A 13,707-nucleotide genomic window follows, 5' to 3' on the forward strand; every position below is an offset into this window, starting at 1 on the left:
TGTCCTGTTACCATGAATCCAGGTGGGATCACAGAAGGATTAAGACAGAATTAAAAGAAGTTATGATTGTACTGAAAAATTGCCGTAGATAAACGTTGTCGTGAAAGTTGTGTTTTTTTTCTGCATTGATCGCTAATCGCTCTTGTCAAAGGCTCGCGTTTTGCGTAATATTCGCGCCCTATTGTGAATATTTATAGCGCACTCTGAATCACACGAAGAGGTGCGCGGAAGCGGAGTTTTATATGTACGCGGTTTTCCAAAGTGGTGGTAAACAACACCGAGTAAGCGAAGGTCAGACCGTTCGCCTGGAAAAGCTGGACATCGCAACTGGCGAAGCTGTTGAGTTCGCTGAAGTGCTGATGATCGCAAACGGTGAAGAAATCAAGATCGGCGTTCCTTTCGTTGAGGGCGGCGTAATCAAAGCTGAAGTTGTTGCTCACGGTCGTGGCGAGAAAGTTAAAATCGTTAAGTTTCGTCGTCGTAAACACTATCGTAAGCAGCAGGGCCATCGTCAGTGGTTCACTGATGTGAAAATCACTGGCATCAGCGCCTAAGACCTGAGGAGTAGATTTAAATGGCACATAAAAAGGCTGGCGGCTCGACTCGTAACGGTCGCGATTCAGAAGCTAAACGTCTGGGCGTAAAACGTTTCGGCGGTGAAGCAGTTCTGGCAGGTAGCATCATCGTTCGTCAACGTGGTACCAAATTCCACGCTGGCACCAACGTTGGTTGCGGCCGTGACCACACTCTGTTCGCTTTGACTGACGGTAAAGTCAAGTTCGAAGTTAAAGGCCCGAAAAACCGTAAATTCATCAGCATCGTTGCTGAATAAGTTTTTCGCGTCCCGGTAACGGATGAAAGCCCCGCAACACGTTGCGGGGCTTTTTACATTCGTCTACCGGAAAATTTTTGCAGGGAAACAGGCATGAAGCAGCAGGCTGGGATTGGCATTATTCTGGCGCTTACCACCGCGATGTGTTGGGGAGCGTTGCCGATTGCAATGAAGCAGGTTCTTGAGGTGATGGCGCCGCCAACGGTGGTGTTTTATCGCTTCCTGATGGCCAGTATTGGCCTTGGCGCGATCCTCGCGATCAAAGGCAAACTGCCGCCGCTGCGAATTTTTCGCAAGCCGCGCTGGCTGGTCTTATTAGCGATTGCCACCGGCGGCCTGTTCGGTAACTTCATCCTGTTCAGTTCTTCCCTGCAGTATCTCAGCCCCACGGCTTCTCAGGTCATCGGCCAGCTATCGCCGGTAGGCATGATGGTGGCTAGCGTCGTGATTCTGAAAGAGCGCATGCGCGGCACCCAGGTGGTGGGCGCGTTAATGCTGCTCAGCGGGTTGGTGATGTTCTTCAACACCAGCCTGATTGAAATCTTTACCCGCCTGACGGACTACACGTGGGGGGTAATTTTCGGCGTTGCTGCCGCCACGGTGTGGGTAAGCTACGGCGTCGCGCAAAAGGTGTTATTGCGCCGTCTGGCATCACAGCAGATACTATTTTTGCTGTACACTTTATGTACGATTGCATTACTGCCGCTCGCTGAGCCTGGTGTGATATCCCGGTTAAGCAGCTGGCAACTGGCATGCCTGATTTTTTGCGGGCTGAATACCCTTGTCGGCTACGGGGCGCTGGCGGAAGCCATGGCGCGCTGGCAGGCGGCGCAGGTCAGCGCGTTAATCACCTTGACGCCACTGTTTACGCTACTGTTTTCTGATTTATTATCAATGGCCTGGCCCGATGTTTTCGCCAGACCGATGTTAAACCTGATTGGTTATCTCGGTGCGTTTGTCGTGGTTGCGGGCGCGATGTATTCCGCCATCGGTCATCGTCTTTGGGGACGTTGGCGTAAGCGAGAGGCGGTAGTACCGCTGCCCCGCTCAGGCGAATGATTTACGGAGAGTAAAATGAAGTTTGTAGATGAAGCAACGATCCTGGTCGTAGCAGGTGACGGCGGCAATGGTTGCGTAAGCTTCCGCCGCGAAAAATATATTCCGAAAGGCGGCCCGGACGGCGGCGATGGCGGTGACGGCGGCGATGTCTGGCTGGAAGCGGACGAAAACCTGAATACCCTGATCGACTACCGTTTTGAAAAATCTTTCCGCGCCGAACGCGGGCAGAATGGCCAGAGCCGCGACTGTACCGGTAAGCGTGGTAAAGACGTGACGGTAAAAGTGCCGGTCGGGACCCGGGTTATCGACCAGGGCACCGGCGAGACCATGGGCGATATGACCAAACACGGTCAGCGTCTGATGGTGGCGAAGGGCGGCTGGCACGGTCTGGGCAACACCCGTTTTAAATCATCCGTTAACCGTACGCCGCGTCAGAAGACTATGGGTACGCCGGGTGATAAGCGCGACCTGCAGCTGGAGCTGATGCTGCTGGCGGACGTCGGAATGCTCGGGATGCCGAACGCCGGTAAATCCACCTTCATCCGTGCGGTCTCCGCCGCCAAGCCGAAAGTGGCTGACTATCCGTTTACCACCCTGGTACCAAGCCTGGGCGTGGTGCGTATGGACAATGAGAAGAGCTTTGTGGTCGCCGATATCCCGGGGCTGATTGAAGGCGCAGCGGAAGGCGCAGGCCTCGGCATCCGCTTCCTCAAGCACCTTGAGCGCTGCCGCGTATTGCTGCACCTGATCGACATCGAGCCTATCGACGGTTCCGATCCGGTTGAGAACGCGCGCATCATCATCGGCGAGCTGGAGAAATACAGCGAGAAGCTGGCCTCCAAACCGCGCTGGTTAGTCTTTAACAAGATTGACCTGATGGACAAAGCGGAAGCCGAAGCTAAAGCGAAGGCGATTGCTGAAGCGCTGGGTTGGGAAGAGAAATTCTACCTGATCTCCGCCGCCAGCCAGCAGGGCGTAAAAGATCTGTGCTGGGACGTGATGACCTTCATCATCGAAAACCCCATCGTGCAGGCGGAAGAAGAGCAGAAGCCGGAGAAAGTCGAGTTTATGTGGGACGACTATCACCGTCAGCAGCTTGAAGAGGCCGAAGCCGAAGTGGAAGATGACGAAGACTGGGATGACGACTGGGACGAAGACGACGAAGAAGGCGTTGAATTCATCTACAAACGTTAATCCTGACTTCTCTGGATCAAAAAGGGCCGCATCTGATGCGGCCCTTTTGTTTTTAGTTGTTCTGGTACAAATCTTTATAAAGCCGGCTTTCAAAGCGTACCAAGGGTATGCGGCGGTTACGCTGATCGGCTGGCTCCACGGCGTAGCCGGAGAGGTATTGCACGAAGGCCACCTTTTGCCCGCTGGCGGTAGTGATGAAGCCCGCAAGGTTATAAACCCCCTGCAGCGACCCGGTTTTCGCCGAGACTTTGCCATCGACGCCCGCCTGATGGAGGCCGGCGCGATACTGCAGCGAGCCGTCATGGCCCGCCAGCGGCAGCATAGAGATGAAGTTGAGCTCGGTGTCGTGCTGGGCGATATACTGCAACACCTGCATCATGGTCGCCGGGGCGATCAGGTTGTGGCGCGACAGGCCAGAGCCGTCGGCGATGATGGTGTTGCCGAGATCAACCCCAGCCTGTTGACGCAGGATCTGACGTACGGCATCGGATCCTGCCCGCCAGGTCCCTGGTACGCCGAACCGGGCATGACCGATGGTACGAAAAACGGTATCCGCAATCATATTGTCGGATTTCTTCAGCATGATCCGTAGCAGATCGTGCAGCGGCGCCGACTGGGTGGTGGCTAATACCGTGCCGGGCTCATTGGCCAGCGTCTGACGCAGCAGCGTGCCGCTATAGGCGATCCCCGCCTGCTTCAGCTCCGCTTTAAGGATCGCCCCGGCGTAGCTGGCGCCATCCTGTATCGCGAAGGCCAGCGGCAGCGGTTCGCTACGCTGCGGCAGGCAGCCGGTGAGGGTATAGCGATTGAGGTCGCCCGGCACCACGTCCAGTTCGCAATACTGGGCTTCCGATGAGCCACGCGCCAGGGTGCGAACCTGACTGAACATGGTGACCGGATAATAGGAGGCGACGCGAATGAAGGAGAGATCGCCCGGCTTCTGCGCGCTATACAGCGAGACCGAGAAGCAGTTGCGGTCGACAATCGCCGCTGCAGGTGGAGCGCTGAAGCATTGCGTCAGGTCGTTCCACGGCCACCCCGGCGCTTTATCATGGCTGGCGAAGACCGAGGTATCGATAAGCACATTGCCGTCGATACGCTGCACGCCAGCTTTTTTCAGCGTCGCCACCATATTGCGAATATCCTGCCGCTTCAGCGTCGGGTCGCCGCCGAAGCGGGCGATCAGATCGCCTTTCAGCATGCCGCCGTCCAGTGAGCCTTTGGTTTCCAGCGTGGTGGTGAAACGAAAATCGGGACCCAGCTGCAGCAGGGCCGCCAGCGCGGTGATGACCTTTTGCGTACTGGCCGGAAGCGCCATTTGCTGGCTGTGATAGTCGATTTCCGGCGTCGATGCGCCGACCTTTTGCGCCATAAAGGCAAGGTTCGCACCGGCGGGAAGCTGGGTGATGTACTCGTCAATATTCGCCGCCTGAGCGCTAAGCGCTATACCGGCAGTCAATCCGATGATAAATCTGGGAAATCGCATAATCTCGCGCTAACAACCTGAAGCCAGGCCGTCATACTACGGTGCAACGCCCAGTAAAGTAAACGATGACCCATAATGAACTTCGGGGTAAAATACCTATCAAATGAAAAATTGCTGCTGACCTGGGGAGTGTTTCCCGGGTCGGTTTCTTTTTGCTCGTGTCCTGCCCGTGGACAGGACAGGTGGCGGAGCGGAGCTATCCGTTTCCTGAAGGAATGATAAAGAGGTATAACTAATGCAAGCGATTCCGATGACCTTACGTGGCGCTGAAAAACTGCGCGAAGAACTGGATTATCTGAAGTCTGTGCGTCGTCCTGAAATCATTGCCGCTATTGCTGAGGCCCGTGAACACGGCGATCTGAAAGAGAATGCCGAGTATCACGCCGCGCGTGAACAGCAGGGCTTCTGCGAAGGGCGTATCAAGGATATCGAAGCGAAGCTGTCCAATGCGCAGGTTATCGATATCACCAAAATGCCGAATAATGGCCGGGTGATTTTTGGCTCTACTGTCAGCGTGCTGAACCTCGATACTGACGAGGAACAGACCTACCGTATCGTGGGCGATGACGAAGCTGATTTTAAGCAGAATCTGATCTCCGTGAACTCGCCGATTGCCCGTGGTCTGATCGGTAAAGAGCAGGATGACGTCGTGACTATCCGTACACCGGGTGGGGAAGTGGAATACGAAATTACCAAGGTTGAATACCTGTAAGGCGTATTTCCCGCTACGATGTTTATAGATTGTAAAGAAAGGAAAAAGGCCGCATAGCGGCCTTTTATCAACGTCACGAGCATGGCATTTTGCTCGCCTGGCCACAGAAATCCCTCGTTTTACACAAAGTTGTGTCGGGATTGAGGATATTCTTAGCGTGGCAGCGAGATTTTACGCTCTGGCGTTGGGCGGTACAGAACCAGCGTTTTACCGATGACCTGTACGTTACAGGCGCCGGTTTCGCGCACGATGGCTTCCACGATCAAGGCTTTAGTTTCGCGATCTTCTGAGGCGATCTTCACCTTGATGAGTTCATGGTGCCCTAACGCTTGTTCGATCTCGGCCAGTACCCCTTCGGTCAAACCATTGTTGCCAAGCATAACTACCGGCTTGAGCGGATGTGCCAGACCTTTCAGGTGCTGTTTTTGTTTAGTACTCAGATTCATCGTATTTTTTTGCTTACGTTGGGATTGAAAACGGGTCATTCTACCGCCATCTCCCATATATCGCCAAACTACCGCGTCGATTTTTACGCAGTAAAGTACGATGAACCCGAACGGGAATGTTAAATGACAGGTAAAAAGCGTTCTGCCAGCTCAAGCCGCTGGCTTCAGGAACACTTTAGCGATAAATATGTTCAACAGGCACAGAAAAAGGGGTTACGTTCCCGTGCCTGGTTTAAACTTGATGAAATACAGCAAAGTGACAAAATTTTTAAGCCGGGGATGACGATAGTTGACCTCGGCGCTGCTCCCGGAGGCTGGTCGCAGTATGCGGTCACGCAGATCGGCAACAGCGGCCGCATCATCGCTTGCGATCTTTTACCAATGGATCCAATCGTTGGTGTGGACTTCCTTCAGGGCGACTTTCGTGATGAATTAGTCCTGAAAGCGTTACTTGAGCGAGTAGGCGACAGTAAAGTACAAGTGGTCATGTCCGATATGGCGCCGAATATGTGCGGAACACCGGCGGTGGATATTCCCCGGGCGATGTATCTGGTAGAACTGGCGCTTGAAATGTCTCGTGATGTATTAGCGCCAGGTGGTAGTTTTGTAGTGAAGGTGTTCCAGGGCGAAGGCTTCGATGAGTATCTTCGAGAAATTCGCTCCCTGTTTACGAAGGTCAAAGTTCGTAAGCCGGACTCTTCCCGCGCTCGTTCGCGTGAAGTGTATATTGTAGCGACCGGGCGTAAACCATAACCGGCAGATTTCAAATGAAAGTTTGAAAGAAACTGGATATAGCGTATCCTGACGCTGTTTTTAACACAGTTGTAATAAGAGGTTAATCCCTTGAGTGACATGGCGAAAAACCTAATACTCTGGCTGGTCATTGCCGTTGTGCTGATGTCAGTATTCCAGAGCTTTGGGCCCAGCGAGTCGAATGGCCGCAAGGTGGATTATTCTACCTTCCTGCAAGAGGTCAATCAGGACCAGGTTCGCGAAGCGCGTATCAACGGACGTGAGATCAACGTTACCAAGAAAGATAGTAACCGTTACACGACTTACATTCCGGTTAACGATCCGAAGCTGCTCGATAACCTGTTGACTAAAAACGTCAAAGTTGTTGGTGAACCACCAGAAGAGCCAAGCCTGCTGGCTTCCATCTTCATCTCCTGGTTCCCAATGCTGCTGTTGATCGGCGTCTGGATCTTTTTTATGCGGCAAATGCAGGGCGGCGGCGGAAAGGGCGCGATGTCCTTCGGCAAAAGCAAAGCCCGTATGCTGACGGAAGATCAGATCAAAACCACTTTTGCTGACGTTGCCGGGTGTGACGAAGCGAAAGAGGAAGTCGGCGAACTGGTGGAATACCTGCGTGAGCCGAGCCGCTTCCAGAAACTGGGCGGTAAGATCCCGAAAGGCGTCCTGATGGTCGGTCCTCCGGGTACCGGTAAAACGCTGCTGGCGAAAGCGATCGCTGGCGAAGCAAAAGTGCCGTTCTTTACTATTTCCGGTTCTGACTTCGTAGAAATGTTCGTCGGTGTTGGTGCATCCCGTGTACGTGACATGTTCGAACAGGCTAAGAAAGCAGCGCCTTGCATCATCTTCATCGATGAAATCGACGCCGTCGGCCGCCAGCGTGGCGCCGGTCTTGGCGGTGGTCACGATGAACGTGAGCAGACCCTGAACCAGATGCTGGTTGAGATGGACGGCTTCGAAGGTAACGAAGGCATTATCGTTATCGCGGCGACTAACCGTCCGGACGTTCTTGACCCCGCGCTGCTGCGTCCGGGCCGTTTTGACCGCCAGGTGGTGGTTGGCCTGCCGGATGTTCGCGGTCGTGAGCAGATCCTGAAAGTGCATATGCGTCGCGTTCCGCTGGCGCCGGATATCGATGCGGCAATCATTGCTCGCGGTACCCCTGGCTTCTCCGGTGCGGACCTGGCCAACCTGGTCAACGAAGCGGCCCTGTTTGCTGCCCGCGGCAACAAACGCGTCGTATCGATGGTTGAGTTCGAAAAAGCGAAAGACAAAATCATGATGGGTGCGGAACGCCGCTCCATGGTGATGACGGAAGCGCAGAAAGAGTCCACCGCTTACCACGAAGCGGGCCACGCGATTATCGGTCGTCTGGTGCCGGAGCACGATCCGGTGCACAAAGTGACGATTATCCCGCGCGGTCGTGCGCTGGGTGTGACCTTCTTCCTGCCGGAAGGCGATGCGATCAGCGCCAGCCGTCAGAAACTGGAAAGTCAGATCTCCACCCTGTACGGCGGTCGTCTGGCGGAAGAGATTATCTACGGTCCGGAACATGTTTCTACCGGCGCGTCTAACGACATTAAAGTGGCGACGAACCTGGCGCGTAACATGGTGACCCAGTGGGGCTTCTCCGACAAACTTGGTCCGCTGCTGTACGCGGAAGAAGAGGGTGAAGTGTTCCTCGGCCGCAGCGTCGCGAAAGCGAAGCATATGTCCGATGAAACTGCACGTATCATCGACCAGGAAGTGAAATCGCTGATTGAGCGTAACTACGGTCGTGCTCGCCAGCTGCTGAACGACAACATGGACATTCTGCACGCGATGAAAGATGCGCTCATGAAGTATGAGACCATCGATGCGCCGCAGATTGACGACCTAATGGCTCGTCGCGATGTTCGTCCGCCAGCGGGATGGGAAGAACTCGGTTCTTCTAACAACTCTGACAACAATGGCACGCCTCGTGCGCCGCGTCCGGTCGATGAACCGCGTACGCCGAACCCGGGCAACACCATGTCAGAGCAGCTGGGCGACAAATAAGCTGCCGCTGTTGATGTCTTGTTTTAACCTTAAAACCCCGGGGCGCCCGCTCCGGGGTTTTTCTTTTTTAACCTCTTCAGTCTCAGGGATTTTGTGATGAAACTTGTAGCCCAGGGCTCAACCCTCGATCTCTCTCACCCCCACGTGATGGGTATTCTTAATGTGACGCCTGACTCCTTCTCCGATGGCGGCGCCCATAATTCGCTGATTGAGGCGGTGAAGCATGCCAATCTGATGATCAACGCCGGGGCGACCATCATTGATATCGGCGGTGAATCGACGCGGCCAGGGGCGGCTGAGGTTAGCGTGGAAGAGGAGCTTGCGCGGGTGATCCCGGTGGTGGAGGCTATCGCCCAGCGCTTTGAGGTGTGGATCTCCGTGGATACCTCCAAAGCGGAGGTTATCCGCGAATCCGCCCGGGCAGGGGCGCATATCATTAACGATATTCGTTCGCTGACCGAACTCGGCGCGCTGCAGGCTGCGGCGGACACCGGGCTGCCGGTGTGTCTGATGCATATGCAGGGACAGCCGAAAACCATGCAGGAGGCGCCGAAGTATGAGGATGTCTTCGCCGATGTGGAGCGCTTTTTTAATGAACACATCGTGCGCTGCGAACAGGCAGGGATCGCAAAAGAAAAATTGCTGCTCGACCCGGGATTCGGTTTCGGTAAAAATCTCACCCACAATTATCAATTGCTGGCCAGGCTGGGAGAGTTTCATCACTTTGGTCTGCCGCTGCTGGTCGGTATGTCGCGTAAGTCGATGGTAGGTCAGTTGCTGAACGTCGGGCCGTCGGAACGGCTTAACGGCAGCCTGGCGTGTGCCGTCATTGCAGCAATGCAGGGCGCGCAGATTATCCGCGTCCATGATGTCAAAGAAACGGTAGAAGCGCTGCGCGTGGTGGAAGCCACTCTCGCCGCTAAGGGAAAAAAACGTTATGAGTAACCGCAAGTATTTTGGCACCGATGGTATTCGTGGCCGCGTCGGCGATGCGCCGATCACTCCGGAATTTGTGCTTAAGCTCGGCTGGGCGGCGGGCAAAGTGTTAGCGCGTCACGGCTCGCGTAAAATTATCATCGGCAAGGATACCCGTATTTCGGGCTATATGCTGGAATCGGCGCTGGAAGCCGGGCTGGCGGCAGCGGGGCTCTCTGCGTCGTTCACCGGGCCAATGCCAACGCCGGCGATCGCCTACCTGACGCGCGCCTTTCGCGCCGAGGCGGGGATCGTCATCTCCGCTTCACATAACCCTTTCTACGACAACGGCATCAAGTTCTTCTCCATTGAGGGCACCAAGCTGCCGGATGATGTGGAAGAGGCGATTGAAGCCGAAATGGAGAAAGAACTCACCTGTGTGGACTCGGCTGAGCTGGGCAAAGCCAGCCGCATCGTCGATGCCGCGGGCCGCTACATTGAGTTTTGTAAAGGCACCTTTCCTAACGAACTGAGCCTCTCCACGCTGAAAGTGGTGGTGGACTGTGCGCACGGCGCAACCTACCACATCGCGCCCAATGTTTTCCGCGAGCTGGGCGCCCAGGTTATCGCGATGGGCTGCGAGCCTAACGGCCTCAACATCAACGAAGAGGTCGGGGCCACCGACGTGCGGGCGCTGCAGGCGCGCGTGCTGGCGGAAAAAGCCGATCTGGGCATTGCCTACGATGGCGATGGCGATCGGGTGATCATGGTTGACCACGAAGGCAATAAAGTCGATGGTGACCAGATCCTCTACATCATCGCCCGGGAAGGGCTGCGTCAGGGACAGCTGCGCGGCGGCGCCGTCGGTACGCTGATGAGCAATATGGGCCTGGAGCTGGCGCTCAAGCAGCTGGGCATCCCGTTTGCCCGCGCTAAGGTGGGTGACCGCTATGTGCTGGAGATGCTCCAGGAAAAAGGCTGGCGCATCGGTGCGGAAAACTCCGGCCATGTGATCCTGCTGGATAAAACCACTACCGGCGATGGCATCGTCGCCAGTTTGCAGGTGGTCGCGGCGATGGTACGCAACCACATGAGCCTGCATGACCTGTGCAGCGGCATGAAGATGTTCCCTCAGCTGCTGGTGAATGTGCGCTTTACCGAGGGCAGCGGTAACCCTCTGGAGAATGAGCATGTCAAAGCGGTGACCGCAGAAGTGGAAGCGGCGTTAGGTAAGCGTGGCCGCGTCCTGCTGCGTAAATCGGGTACGGAACCGCTGATCCGCGTCATGGTGGAAGGCGAGCATGAAGATCAGGTGCACGAGTTTGCGCATCGCATCGCCGAAGCGGTAAAAAGCGTCTAAGCTTGTCGGCTAAGTGGTTAAAAAGGCGGCGCTTGCCGCCTTTTTTATGATCGAACACCGGCTTTTTGCTGTTTTTTTCTGCAGTTGATACAATGTGTCGAAATTGCCCTTGCGAAGGTCATTCGCTTTGGTTAGTATTCACACCCGCTTCAGTGGGAAACGTTAAAACGTCCCGCTTTATTGGTCGAAGCACTTGGTATGCGGCGAATCCGCAAGGAACAGGTTGATTATGTACGAAGCTCTTTTGGTTGTTTTCCTTATTGTAGCGATTGGCCTCGTAGGTCTGGTTATGCTGCAGCAAGGTAAAGGCGCTGATATGGGAGCCTCCTTCGGTGCAGGCGCTTCCGGCACACTGTTTGGGTCCAGCGGTTCTGGTAACTTCATGACCCGTATGACCGGTATCCTGGCTGCGCTGTTCTTCATCATCAGTCTGGCGCTGGGTAACATCAACAGCAACAAGACCAGTAAAGGAAGTGAGTGGGATAACCTGAGCGCGCCGAAAACAGAGCAAACTCAGCCAACTGCGCCGGCTCAGCCGACCAGCGATATCCCGCACTAAGTATTCTGTACCGAGGTGGTGGAATTGGTAGACACGCTACCTTGAGGTGGTAGTGCCCTAACGGGCTTGTGGGTTCGAGTCCCATCCTCGGTACCAATATTCCAGAAAAAAGACGCTGAAAAGCGTCTTTTTTTGTTTTTATCCCCACCGGTCATTTATTAATAAACATCTCTTCACTGGCTCCCGCCTTTTACTGTCGTTAAAGTCGCCACGTCTAATCAACAGAGGTGAAGTGACACAATGAACAAGATCGGGTTGCTTATCGTCGCCGGCGCGCTCGGTTTAGCGGGATGCAGTTCAACATCGCCATCCAAAACGGTGGAGACGATTAATGCGCTAACCGTACCGGTATCATACAGTGAGCCTGGCGTTGCAGCGAACAATGCCCAGGCGGTGACGCGCTATTTCCAGGACAATACGGCACTGATTGGCCGCCTTAACCATTCGTTGAAAAGTCATTATCTGCAGGATGTTGAGCGCCGCGATGTGTTCGACAGACACAGCGAGGCGTATCAGGTGTATGGCGCTCTGACCCGCCTGGAGCAGATGGCGTCTATGAATGAGGTTTACCGCAAAGAGAATAATGTTGCTGGCCTGCAGGAGATTAACCGCGTACTGAAAAGCGTGCCACAGGCCAGTTAAGAATGAAGCAGGGACTGCCGGATGGCAATCCCTGTGCATGGATTAAAAGCGGAAGTTAACCCCGGCGTAGGCCCCGTCGGCGAGGGTGTTGTCGCGATGGCCGTCTTTCCCCGCCATATCGATATATCGATAGCCTGCTTCGATATTCAGCGACGGCAGCACGTTAAGGCGTACCCCGGCATTGGCCTCCACATAATCATCGACGCCGCTGGACATCGAGTCCGGCGAGTAATAACCCTCACCGAAGAGCGTGAAGTACTGGCCGAGAGGAAGCTCTGCTCCGCCACCCGCGGCGATGGCGTAGCCTTCATCCCCATCTTTAGGGTTCAGATAGATGCCTTTACCGCCCAGCGTCATCAGGAAAGGCCCGAGGTTGAAGTTATAACCCATACCCAGTCCAATGGTGTCGCCGTCATTGTCACTATGCGCCCACTGGGTATTGAACGTCATTCCAGGTTCCCCGGCGCCAAAGCTGGCAGATAGATTGGTAAACTCGCTACCGGCTTCACCATGCAGATTAACGGATGCGCAGGCGGCGCCGCTGGCCCCCACAGCGATCATCAGGGCTACCATTTTTGGAGCAATAGACTTCATTGTTGAATTCCTTCAGATAAAAAAAAGCCCGATACGGGTGTTCGGGCAAAATTAACGGGTTTTTGGATCTCATCGTTATGGTCGAGCAGGCGGTAGGAGAGGGGATCAACTCCCGCTACCGCTGCTCACGCCTGGCCGATTGCCGGCGGCATATCCTGCACCTGCGCAGGCTCGGCGATGCATGCCTTGGCTGTCTGCTGGTCGTACCCGGCACAGGATGTCCTCCGGTAACTCAGGTATTTAGCTTAAAATTATTTTTTTGTTACCGTTAGCGTTTATTGGTTTAAATTTAAACAACTTCAGCTGTGAGATGAATAGCCACAAATGACAGAGGTTGGCGCGAGTCAGAATTTTTCAGGAAGTGAGGCAATGCTTTGTAAATAACCCCCCCGGGCAAAGGCAATATAACCGCCTTTCTTTAAGGCTGACAAGACATTAAGAATACTGCTGCGTGAGAGATGAGTCCGGTCCTGAATATATTCAAGAATAGATACGCGCTGTCGTGTCTCTTCGGTTAAGAGCATCATTTCCAGCAGATGGTTACGGATCACCGAATAGGTTCGCTGTTGCAAGACCAGATCGTCACGATACACCATATACGAGGTATGATAGGCCAGCAGGATTGTCACTTCTTCCCACAGATTATGCTGACGAAATAGCGCCGACGCCAGATCGTAGTCGATACGTAGCAGCTCGGATGAGACCTCTGCACGCAGGCTATGACTGCGGCTGGGCTGCAGCATTTCCGCCACGCCGAAAAGGTGGGGTTCATAGACGGTCACCATCAAGAGCCTGTCGGAATTACGAATAATCGACAACTCGCCTTTTTTAAAAATAAAGAGCTGGGTTTTGCCTTTATATTCCCACGTGAGTCTTTTTCTGGCGATCGCGTTAACGGGCGTCGCGTGTGGCTCAAGCACATCGATCAATCGGTCAATGGCCTTCTGCGGCCTGATAGGCGGTTTAATATTCATGATGTTTATCACCAGATACGAATTAATCAATTGAGGATATTATAGTCAACAATTTTGCTGACCAGGCGATAAGGAAATAATGCCTCTTTTCGAATTTTCTGGTGCAGACTGGTAACAAAAAATAAAAAAGCCGGCGGAGAGCCGCCG

Annotated in this window: 15 protein-coding genes and 1 tRNA gene; 12 read left to right on the top strand and 4 right to left on the bottom strand. The window is 54.4% G+C overall.

Annotated features, from left to right (window positions below; genetic code table 11):
* Positions 1-242: 242 nt before the first annotated feature.
* From rplU to cgtA, 4 genes are all read left to right on the top strand, one after another.
* Complete coding sequence (rplU, locus tag ABLX76_RS19445) at positions 243-554, top strand: 50S ribosomal protein L21 (protein ID WP_002918379.1); 312 nt, start codon at positions 243-245, stop codon at positions 552-554.
* 20 nt (positions 555-574) lie between these two features.
* Entirely contained in the window at positions 575-832 is a 258-nt protein-coding gene (gene rpmA / locus ABLX76_RS19450) for a 50S ribosomal protein L27 (protein ID WP_002434222.1), read from the top strand.
* A 93-nt stretch (positions 833-925) separates the two neighbouring features.
* Positions 926-1,891 carry a DMT family transporter gene (locus tag ABLX76_RS19455; RefSeq protein WP_004206187.1) on the top strand — a complete coding sequence of 322 codons (966 nt, stop codon included), beginning with the start codon at positions 926-928 and terminating at the stop codon, positions 1,889-1,891.
* Between the two features lie 15 nt (positions 1,892-1,906).
* Positions 1,907-3,085, top strand: a complete 1,179-nt coding sequence (gene cgtA, locus ABLX76_RS19460; RefSeq protein WP_004206186.1) for an Obg family GTPase CgtA — start codon at positions 1,907-1,909, stop codon at positions 3,083-3,085.
* A gap of 52 nt (positions 3,086-3,137) precedes the next feature.
* Here the strand turns inward: cgtA and dacB are convergent, their stop codons facing one another.
* Entirely contained in the window at positions 3,138-4,571 is a 1,434-nt protein-coding gene (gene dacB, locus ABLX76_RS19465; RefSeq protein ID WP_348875103.1) for a serine-type D-Ala-D-Ala carboxypeptidase, read from the bottom strand.
* Positions 4,572-4,806: 235 nt separating this feature from the next.
* On the opposite strand from dacB, the gene greA reads away from it, so the two are divergent.
* On the top strand, positions 4,807-5,283 hold the full coding sequence (gene greA / locus ABLX76_RS19470; protein ID WP_002918375.1) for a transcription elongation factor GreA: 477 nt from the start codon (positions 4,807-4,809) through the stop codon (positions 5,281-5,283).
* 152 nt (positions 5,284-5,435) lie between these two features.
* Here greA and yhbY read toward each other — a convergent pair whose 3' ends face one another.
* Positions 5,436-5,729 (bottom strand): ribosome assembly RNA-binding protein YhbY, encoded by a 294-nt coding sequence (gene yhbY, locus ABLX76_RS19475; protein WP_002918374.1) that lies wholly within the window; start codon positions 5,727-5,729, stop codon positions 5,436-5,438.
* A gap of 123 nt (positions 5,730-5,852) precedes the next feature.
* Between yhbY and rlmE the strand changes: the two genes are divergently transcribed.
* The 7 genes from rlmE (at position 5,853) to ABLX76_RS19510 (ending at position 11,992) form a co-directional block, all read left to right on the top strand.
* Positions 5,853-6,482 carry a 23S rRNA (uridine(2552)-2'-O)-methyltransferase RlmE gene (gene rlmE, locus ABLX76_RS19480; protein WP_008806638.1) on the top strand — a complete coding sequence of 210 codons (630 nt, stop codon included), beginning with the start codon at positions 5,853-5,855 and terminating at the stop codon, positions 6,480-6,482.
* A 99-nt stretch (positions 6,483-6,581) separates the two neighbouring features.
* Positions 6,582-8,516: an ATP-dependent zinc metalloprotease FtsH gene (gene ftsH / locus ABLX76_RS19485; protein ID WP_348875104.1), complete on the top strand. Its 1,935-nt coding sequence runs from the start codon at positions 6,582-6,584 to the stop codon at positions 8,514-8,516.
* 96 nt (positions 8,517-8,612) lie between these two features.
* Positions 8,613-9,461 (top strand): dihydropteroate synthase, encoded by an 849-nt coding sequence (gene folP, locus ABLX76_RS19490; protein ID WP_348875106.1) that lies wholly within the window; start codon positions 8,613-8,615, stop codon positions 9,459-9,461.
* Positions 9,454-10,791: a phosphoglucosamine mutase gene (gene glmM / locus ABLX76_RS19495; protein ID WP_065882608.1), complete on the top strand. Its 1,338-nt coding sequence runs from the start codon at positions 9,454-9,456 to the stop codon at positions 10,789-10,791. The genes folP and glmM overlap by 8 nt, the downstream gene beginning before the upstream one ends.
* Positions 10,792-11,020: 229 nt before the next feature.
* Positions 11,021-11,350, top strand: coding sequence for a preprotein translocase subunit SecG (gene secG / locus ABLX76_RS19500; RefSeq protein WP_002918369.1), 330 nt, complete (start codon positions 11,021-11,023; stop codon positions 11,348-11,350).
* A 9-nt stretch (positions 11,351-11,359) separates the two neighbouring features.
* A tRNA-Leu gene (locus ABLX76_RS19505) sits at positions 11,360-11,446 on the top strand.
* A 297-nt stretch (positions 11,447-11,743) separates the two neighbouring features.
* Positions 11,744-11,992 (top strand): hypothetical protein, encoded by a 249-nt coding sequence (locus ABLX76_RS19510; protein ID WP_072420646.1) that lies wholly within the window; start codon positions 11,744-11,746, stop codon positions 11,990-11,992.
* Between the two features lie 42 nt (positions 11,993-12,034).
* Here the strand turns inward: ABLX76_RS19510 and ABLX76_RS19515 are convergent, their stop codons facing one another.
* Both ABLX76_RS19515 and ABLX76_RS19520 read right to left on the bottom strand, forming a co-directional pair.
* The gene (locus tag ABLX76_RS19515; RefSeq protein ID WP_032454172.1) at positions 12,035-12,586 is read right to left on the bottom strand and encodes a YfaZ family outer membrane protein; all 552 of its coding nucleotides are present in this window, start codon (positions 12,584-12,586) and stop codon (positions 12,035-12,037) included.
* Between the two features lie 344 nt (positions 12,587-12,930).
* Positions 12,931-13,560 carry a winged helix-turn-helix transcriptional regulator gene (locus ABLX76_RS19520; protein WP_023291118.1) on the bottom strand — a complete coding sequence of 210 codons (630 nt, stop codon included), beginning with the start codon at positions 13,558-13,560 and terminating at the stop codon, positions 12,931-12,933.
* Positions 13,561-13,707: the final 147 nt, after the last annotated feature.

The sequence above is a fragment of the Klebsiella sp. JB_Kp004 genome (assembly GCF_040065795.1).
GTDB lineage: Bacteria > Pseudomonadota > Gammaproteobacteria > Enterobacterales > Enterobacteriaceae > Klebsiella > Klebsiella quasipneumoniae.

Excerpts from the sequence above, each read along its gene's own strand:
- ABLX76_RS19520 (WP_023291118.1), bottom strand. The coding sequence starts at position 13,560 with ATGAATATTAAACCGCCTATCAGGCCGCAGAAGGCCATTGACCGATTG.
- ftsH (WP_348875104.1), top strand. The coding sequence starts at position 6,582 with ATGGCGAAAAACCTAATACTCTGGCTGGTCATTGCCGTTGTGCTGATG.
- ABLX76_RS19515 (WP_032454172.1), bottom strand. The coding sequence starts at position 12,586 with ATGAAGTCTATTGCTCCAAAAATGGTAGCCCTGATGATCGCTGTGGGG.
- ABLX76_RS19455 (WP_004206187.1), top strand. The coding sequence starts at position 926 with ATGAAGCAGCAGGCTGGGATTGGCATTATTCTGGCGCTTACCACCGCG.
- greA (WP_002918375.1), top strand. The coding sequence starts at position 4,807 with ATGCAAGCGATTCCGATGACCTTACGTGGCGCTGAAAAACTGCGCGAA.
- cgtA (WP_004206186.1), top strand. The coding sequence starts at position 1,907 with ATGAAGTTTGTAGATGAAGCAACGATCCTGGTCGTAGCAGGTGACGGC.
- rplU (WP_002918379.1), top strand. The coding sequence starts at position 243 with ATGTACGCGGTTTTCCAAAGTGGTGGTAAACAACACCGAGTAAGCGAA.
- rlmE (WP_008806638.1), top strand. The coding sequence starts at position 5,853 with ATGACAGGTAAAAAGCGTTCTGCCAGCTCAAGCCGCTGGCTTCAGGAA.
- glmM (WP_065882608.1), top strand. The coding sequence starts at position 9,454 with ATGAGTAACCGCAAGTATTTTGGCACCGATGGTATTCGTGGCCGCGTC.
- secG (WP_002918369.1), top strand. The coding sequence starts at position 11,021 with ATGTACGAAGCTCTTTTGGTTGTTTTCCTTATTGTAGCGATTGGCCTC.
- rpmA (WP_002434222.1), top strand. The coding sequence starts at position 575 with ATGGCACATAAAAAGGCTGGCGGCTCGACTCGTAACGGTCGCGATTCA.
- yhbY (WP_002918374.1), bottom strand. The coding sequence starts at position 5,729 with ATGAATCTGAGTACTAAACAAAAACAGCACCTGAAAGGTCTGGCACAT.
- dacB (WP_348875103.1), bottom strand. The coding sequence starts at position 4,571 with ATGCGATTTCCCAGATTTATCATCGGATTGACTGCCGGTATAGCGCTT.
- folP (WP_348875106.1), top strand. The coding sequence starts at position 8,613 with ATGAAACTTGTAGCCCAGGGCTCAACCCTCGATCTCTCTCACCCCCAC.